The 6485-nt window shown below is 72.0% G+C and carries 6 protein-coding genes; 5 read left to right on the plus strand and 1 reads right to left on the minus strand.

What is annotated here, in order from left to right:
* Window positions 1–101: 101 nt before the first annotated feature.
* Complete coding sequence (locus ACE3Q3_RS22145; RefSeq protein ID WP_374449648.1) at window positions 102–842, minus strand: SDR family NAD(P)-dependent oxidoreductase; 741 nt, start codon at window positions 840–842, stop codon at window positions 102–104.
* A 66-nt stretch (window positions 843–908) separates the two neighbouring features.
* Here ACE3Q3_RS22145 and ACE3Q3_RS22150 point away from each other — a divergent pair, with 66 nt between their 5' ends.
* The 5 genes from ACE3Q3_RS22150 to ACE3Q3_RS22170 form a co-directional block, all read left to right on the plus strand.
* A complete protein-coding gene (locus ACE3Q3_RS22150; protein WP_374449650.1) occupies window positions 909–1613 on the plus strand; it encodes an HAD-IA family hydrolase in 705 nt (234 codons plus the stop codon).
* A complete protein-coding gene (locus ACE3Q3_RS22155) occupies window positions 1597–2289 on the plus strand; it encodes an ATP12 family chaperone protein (RefSeq protein WP_374449652.1) in 693 nt (230 codons plus the stop codon). The genes ACE3Q3_RS22150 and ACE3Q3_RS22155 overlap by 17 nt, the downstream gene beginning before the upstream one ends.
* 99 nt (window positions 2290–2388) lie before the next feature.
* Window positions 2389–3891: an acyl-CoA carboxylase subunit beta gene (locus tag ACE3Q3_RS22160; RefSeq protein WP_374449658.1), complete on the plus strand. Its 1503-nt coding sequence runs from the start codon at window positions 2389–2391 to the stop codon at window positions 3889–3891.
* Between the two features lie 20 nt (window positions 3892–3911).
* Window positions 3912–4574 carry a TerC family protein gene (locus tag ACE3Q3_RS22165; protein WP_374449654.1) on the plus strand — a complete coding sequence of 221 codons (663 nt, stop codon included), beginning with the start codon at window positions 3912–3914 and terminating at the stop codon, window positions 4572–4574.
* An 11-nt stretch (window positions 4575–4585) separates the two neighbouring features.
* On the plus strand, window positions 4586–6485 hold a 1900-nt coding region (locus tag ACE3Q3_RS22170), incomplete at its 3' end, for an acetyl-CoA carboxylase biotin carboxylase subunit (protein ID WP_374449656.1).

Raw genomic sequence — 6485 nt, forward strand, 5'->3', positions numbered from 1 at the left:
GCGCTCGACGCCGACCATCTCGAACGCCGCCTCGCCTGGCTGCGCGGCCTCGCCTGACCGGGTGCCGCGCCTGACCGGGCGCCGCGGCCGGCCCGTGCGCCTCAGAGCAGGTGCTGCCCCCCGGTGATGAAGATCTCCGTCCCGGTGACATAGGTCGCCTCGGGGCTGCAGAGATAGTGGATGGCGGCCGCGACCTCGTCCGGCTGGCCGAGGCGGGCGAGCGGAATGCGCGGGATCAGCACCTCGGTCTCCGGCGACAGCATCGCGGTCTCGATCTCGCCCGGCGCCACGGCGTTGACACGCACCCCGATGCCGGCGAACTCGACCGCCATCTCGCGCGTGAGGCCCGAGAGCGCCGCCTTGGAGGTCGAGTAGGCGGAGCCGGCGAAGGGATGGGTCGCGTGGCCGGCGATCGAGGTGACGTTGACGATGGCACCCTGGCCGCGATGGAGTGCGGCCGCGAAGCCCCGGGCGAGCACCAGCGGCGCGAAGAAGTTGAGCTCGAACACCGCCCGCCAGCCGTCGATCGACCCGTTCAGGCAGCCGAGCCGCTCCTTGTAGGGCGTTTTCGGCGATACCCCGGCATTGTTGACCAGCGCATGGATCGGCCCGTCGCCGACGATGGCGTTCGCCTGCTGGACGAAGGCGGCCTGGCCGGCGGGGTCGCCGAGGTCGGCCACGATATGGTCGCTCCAGCTCGTGTTGCGCCGGCACTCGGGCGGTGCGTCCTCGCGCGAACAGGTGATGATGCGCCAGCCGCGCGCCATGAAGTAGGCGACAGTGGCGTGGCCGATGCCGCGGCTGGCGCCGGTCAGGACGAGGGTGCGGGGCGGGCTGCTCATGACCCGCCATACATAGGCCCCGGCCGGTGCGGCGGCCATAGGCGATGGGTGCTATGGTCGCGGCCGATGGCCGCCACGCTCCCGATCCGCCTGGTGCTCTTCGACTGCGACGGCACGCTCGTCGACGGCCGCCATGCCGCGGTCGCGGCGATGGCGGCCGGCTTTGCAGCCGCCGGCCTGCCGCCGCCCGCCGAAGCGGCGGTCTGCCGCGTCGGCGGACTGTCGCTCGAGGATGCGCTCCGCCGCCTGCTGCCGGCCGATGCGCCGGACGAACTGCATCGCCGGGCGGCGGCCGGGTTCCGCGCGGCGTTCGCGGCGCAGCGCGCCCGCCCCGACGGCGGCGAGCCGCTCTTTCCCGGGATCGCCGATGCGCTGGTGGCGATGGAGGCGGCCGGCTGCCTGCTCGGCGTCGCGACCGGTATGGCCCGCCGCCCGCTCCTGGCGCTCCTCGATGCGCACGGGCTGCGCCGGCGCTTCGTCACCCTGCAGACCGCCGACGACGGACCGGGCAAGCCGGCACCGGACATGATCCTCCGCGCCATGGCGGAGACGGGTGCCGAACCGGGCTCGACGGCGATGGTGGGCGATACCACCTACGACATGGAAATGGCGCGGAACGCCCGCGTGGCGGCGATCGGCGTCGCCTGGGGGCACCACCCGCCGCCGATGCTGACGCGGGCCGGCGCCCGGTGCGTCGCCGCGGCGCCCGTCGATCTGCCGCGCCTGGCATCGGAACTGCTGTCCGGGGAGGAGAATGCGTCGCGTCTATAAGAGCGTCTCGGTGGCGAAGGGCGACGGTGGCTTCGAGGTGCGCCTCGACGGCCGCCCGGTGCGGACCCCGGCGCGCCGGTCGCTGCATGTGCCGACCGAGGGACTGGCCGCGGCCATCGCCGCGGAGTGGGACGGCCAGGGCGAGACCGTCCGGCCCGACCGGATGCCGATGATGCAGCTGGCCTGCACGGCGCTGGACCGCGTCCAGCCCGATCCGGCCGCGGTCGCCGACGCGGCGGCGCGCTTTGGCGAGACCGATCTCGTCTGCTATCGCGCCGACGATCCTCCGGCGCTCGCCCATCGCCAGCACGCGGCATGGCAGCCGCTGCTCGACTGGGTCGCGCTCGACCACGACGCCGCGTTCAAGGTGGCGCACGGGATCATGCCGGTCGCCCAGCCGGCCGAGGCGATGGCGGCCATGCGGGCCGCGGTCGGCCGGCTCGATCCGTGGCGGCTGGCCGCCCTCTCGGTGGCGACGGCGGCGGCGGGGTCGGTCGTCATCGGGCTGGCGCTGGTCGCCGGCCGGCTCGATGCCGAAGCGGCCTGGGCCGCCTCGCAGCTCGACGAGAGCTTCCAGATCGAGCAATGGGGCGAAGATGCCGAAGCGGCGCAGCGGCGCCAGGCGCTGCGGGCCGAGTTTCAGGCCGTCGAGCGGTTCGTGGCGCTGCTGGGGTAGGGGCCGCCGGAGGGTTTGCATCGTCCGCCCGAGGTGCTATGGCACGACGCGGGCGTCGGGAGGCCGGGTTTGCGGGACATCGTCGAGCAGTTGGAGGAGATGCGCCGTCTGGCGCGCGCCGGCGGCGGGGAGCGCCGCGTCGCCGCCCAGCACGGCAAGGGCAAGCTGACCGCCCGCGAGCGGATCGACGTCCTGCTCGACCCCGGGTCGTTCGAGGAGTGGGACATGTTCGTCGAGCACCGCTCGACGGATTTCGGCATGGCCGGTCAGAAGGTGCCGGGCGACGGCGTCGTCACCGGGCACGGTACCGTCAACGGCCGGCTCGTCTTCGTCTTCAGCCAGGATTTCACCGTGTTCGGCGGCGCCCTGAGCGAGGCCCACGCCGAGAAGATCTGCAAGGTCATGGACCAGGCGATGCGGGTGGGGGCACCCGTCATCGGCCTCAACGATTCCGGCGGCGCCCGCATCCAGGAGGGCGTCGCCTCGCTCGCCGGCTATGCCGAGGTCTTCCAGCGCAACGTGCTGGCGTCGGGCGTGGTGCCGCAGATCTCCATGATCATGGGTCCCTGCGCCGGCGGGGCGGTCTATTCCCCGGCGATGACCGACTTCATCTTCATGGTGAAGGACAGCTCCTACATGTTCGTCACCGGCCCCGACGTCGTGAAGACGGTGACGCACGAGACGGTGACGCAGGAGGAGCTGGGCGGCGCCGTCACCCACACCACCCGCTCGGGCGTCGCCGACCGCGCCTTCGAGAACGACGTCGAGGCGCTGCTGGAGCTCCGCCGGTTCGTCGACTTCCTGCCGTCCTCGAACCGGGAGCGGCCGCCGGTCCGGCCGACCGCCGATCCGGTCGACCGCGAGGAACCCTCCCTCGACACGCTGATCCCGGCCAATCCCAACAAGCCCTACGACATGCGCGAACTGATCGAGAAGATCGTCGACGAGGGCGACTTCTTCCCGATCCAGCCGGACTTCGCGGCCAACATCATCGTCGGGCTCGGCCGCATCGGCGGCTCGACCGTCGGCATCGTCGCCAACCAGCCGATGGTGCTGGCCGGCTGCCTCGACATCGATTCCAGCCGCAAGGCGGCGCGCTTCGTGCGCTTCTGCGATGCCTTCGGCATCCCGATCGTGACGCTGGTCGATGTGCCGGGCTTCCTGCCGGGCACCGCCCAGGAATATGGCGGCATCATCAAGCACGGCGCCAAGCTGCTCTTCGCCTATGCCGAGGCGACGGTGCCGAAGGTCACCGTCATCACCCGCAAGGCCTATGGCGGCGCCTACGACGTCATGAGCTCCAAGCACCTCCGCGGCGACGTCAACTATGCTTGGCCGACGGCCGAGATCGCGGTCATGGGGCCGAAGGGGGCCGTCGAGATCATCTTCCGCGGCGACCTCGGCGACCAGGCGAAGATCGACCAGCGGACCGAGGAATACCGGCAGAAGTTCGCCAACCCGTTCGTCGCCGCCAGCCGCGGCTTCATCGACGACGTGATCCAGCCGCACGGCACGCGCCGCCGCATCGCCCGCGCGCTCGCCATGCTGCGCGACAAGCGGCTGGAGAATCCCTGGAAGAAGCACGACAACCTTCCGCTCTGACCCTCGGGGTGCCCCTCCACATGGATCTGTCACACATCTTCAATGCCGAGGCGATGGTCGCGCTGGGCCAGGTTCTGCTGATCGACCTGGTGCTGGCCGGGGACAATGCCATCGCGGTCGGGCTCGCCGCCGCGGGCCTGCCGAAGGAGCAGCGCGGCAAGGTCATCCTCATCGGCATCGCCGCGGCGACCGTCCTGCGCATCGCCTTCGCCGCCCTGACCACGCAGTTGCTGCAGTTGATCGGCCTGATGCTGGCCGGCGGCATCCTGCTGCTCTGGGTGTGCTGGAAGATGTGGCGCGAACTGCGCGCCGGCCACGAGCAGGAAGAGGAGGAGGCCGAGGAACTGCTGGAGGAGGCGACGGGCGGCGACCCGGCCGCCACCGCCGGCCCGCCGCGCAAGACGTTCGCCCAGGCCGCCATGCAGATCGTCGCCGCCGACGTCTCGATGTCGCTCGACAACGTGCTCGCGGTCGCCGGGGCGGCGCGCGAGCACCCGTGGGTGCTGGTCACCGGGCTCGTCATGTCGGTTGCCTTCATGGGCGCCGCCGCCACCGCGATCGCCGCCCTCCTGCAGAAATACCGCTGGATCGCCTATGTCGGCCTGGCGATGATCTTCTACGTCGCGCTCGCCATGATCTGGGAGGGTGGCCAGCAGGTCTATCTTTCCGTCAACTCCGCCTGACCGGCGCGCCGATGTTCGCCAAGATCCTGATCGCCAACCGGGGCGAGATCGCCTGCCGCGTCATCCGCACCTGCCGGCGGCTCGGCATCGCCACCGTCGCCGTCCATTCGGAGGCGGACGAGCGGGCGCTCCATGTCCGCATGGCCGACGAGGCGGTGGCGATCGGCGGCGCGGCCGCGGCCGACAGCTACCTCGTGGCCGACCGGATCGTCGCCGCAGCGCGCGAGACGGGGGCCGAGGCGGTCCATCCCGGCTACGGGTTCCTCTCGGAGAAGGCCGACTTCGCGGCCCGCCTGGAGGCGGCGGGGATCGCCTTCATCGGGCCGGGCCCGGAGGCGATCGCGGCGATGGGCGACAAGATCGAGTCGAAGAAGCTGGCGCACGCCGCCGGCGTCTCGACGGTGCCCGGGCATCTCGACGTCATCGCCGACGAGGCGGAGGCGGTCGGGATCGCCTCCGCCATCGGCTATCCGGTGATGATCAAGGCGTCGGCCGGCGGTGGCGGCAAGGGGATGCGCATCGCCCGCTCCGCCGCCGAGGTCGAGGAGGGCCTCCGGTCGGCCCGCAGCGAGGCACGGTCGAGCTTCGCCGACGATCGCGTCTTCATCGAGAAGTATGTCGAGGAGCCGCGCCACATCGAGATCCAGGTGCTGGCGGACGCGCACGGCAACGTCGTCCATCTGGGCGAGCGCGAATGCTCGATCCAGCGCCGCCACCAGAAGGTGATCGAGGAGGCGCCGAGCCCCTTCCTCGACCAGGCGACGCGGTCGGCGATGGGAGCCCAGGCGGTGGCGTTGGCCCGGGCGGTCGGCTATCGCTCGGCCGGGACGGTCGAGTTCATCGTCGACAAGGACCGCAACTTCTACTTCCTGGAGATGAACACCCGCCTCCAGGTCGAGCATCCGGTGACGGAGGCGGTGACCGGCCTCGACCTCGTCGAGGAGATGATCCGCATCGCCGCCGGCGAGCCGCTGCGCATCCGCCAGGAGGATGTCCGGATGAGCGGCTGGGCGCTGGAGGCGCGCGTCTATGCCGAGGATCCCTATCGCGGCTTCCTGCCGTCGATCGGACGGGTGGTGCGCTATCGCCCGCCGGCCGGCGACGGCATCCGCGTCGACACCGGCATCTACGAGGGGGCGGAGATCTCGGTCCACTACGACCCGATGATCGCCAAGCTGGTCGCCCACGGTCCCGACCGCGAGACCGCGACCGACCGCCTGCTAACGGCCCTCGACGCCTACGAGATCGGCGGCGTCACCCACAATGTCGGCTTCCTGTCGGCGGTGCTGGCGCGGCCGCGCTTCCGTGCCGGACGACTGACCACCAACTACATCGCCGAGGAGTTCCCGGGCGGCTTCGCCGGCGCCGAACTGCCGGCGGCGACGCGGCGCGACCTCGGCCTGGTCGCGGCCTACCTGCAGGCCGTGTCGACGGCGCGCGATGCCGCGGTCAGCGGCCAGATGCCGGGCCGCCGGCTCCGCCCCGTCAGCGACTGGACGGTGGTCGGCGACGGCGGCGAGCGGGCGGTCGCGACCCGGCTCGACGAGGCCGGCGCGACGGTCCTGTCCGAAGGCGAATCGGTGCGGCTCGACGCCGACTGGCAGCCGGGCCAGACGCTCTTCCAGGGCAGTCTGCGCGGCCGGCCGCTGACGGTCCAGGTGGCGCGCGACCGCCTGGGCTGGCGCCTGTCGCACGGCGGCGCCACGCTCGGCCTGCGCGTGCTGGCGCCCCACGTCGCGGCGCTGGCGCGGCTGATGCCGGAGAAGGCGGCGCCGGACCTGTCGCGCTTCCTGCTTTCGCCGATGCCGGGGCTCCTGACCCAGGTCGCCGTCCGCGAGGGCCAGGAGGTCAAGGCGGGCGACCCGCTCGCCGTGGTCGAGGCGATGAAGATGGAGAACATCCTGCGCGCCA

Source organism: Allostella sp. (genome assembly GCF_041913585.1).
In the GTDB taxonomy this organism is placed as follows: Bacteria; Pseudomonadota; Alphaproteobacteria; order ATCC43930; family Allostellaceae; genus Allostella.

Excerpts from the sequence above, each read along its gene's own strand:
- ACE3Q3_RS22145 (WP_374449648.1), bottom strand. The coding sequence starts at position 842 with ATGAGCAGCCCGCCCCGCACCCTCGTCCTGACCGGCGCCAGCCGCGGC.
- ACE3Q3_RS22150 (WP_374449650.1), top strand. The coding sequence starts at position 909 with ATGGCCGCCACGCTCCCGATCCGCCTGGTGCTCTTCGACTGCGACGGC.
- ACE3Q3_RS22155 (WP_374449652.1), top strand. The coding sequence starts at position 1,597 with ATGCGTCGCGTCTATAAGAGCGTCTCGGTGGCGAAGGGCGACGGTGGC.
- ACE3Q3_RS22160 (WP_374449658.1), top strand. The coding sequence starts at position 2,389 with ATGCGCCGTCTGGCGCGCGCCGGCGGCGGGGAGCGCCGCGTCGCCGCC.
- ACE3Q3_RS22165 (WP_374449654.1), top strand. The coding sequence starts at position 3,912 with ATGGATCTGTCACACATCTTCAATGCCGAGGCGATGGTCGCGCTGGGC.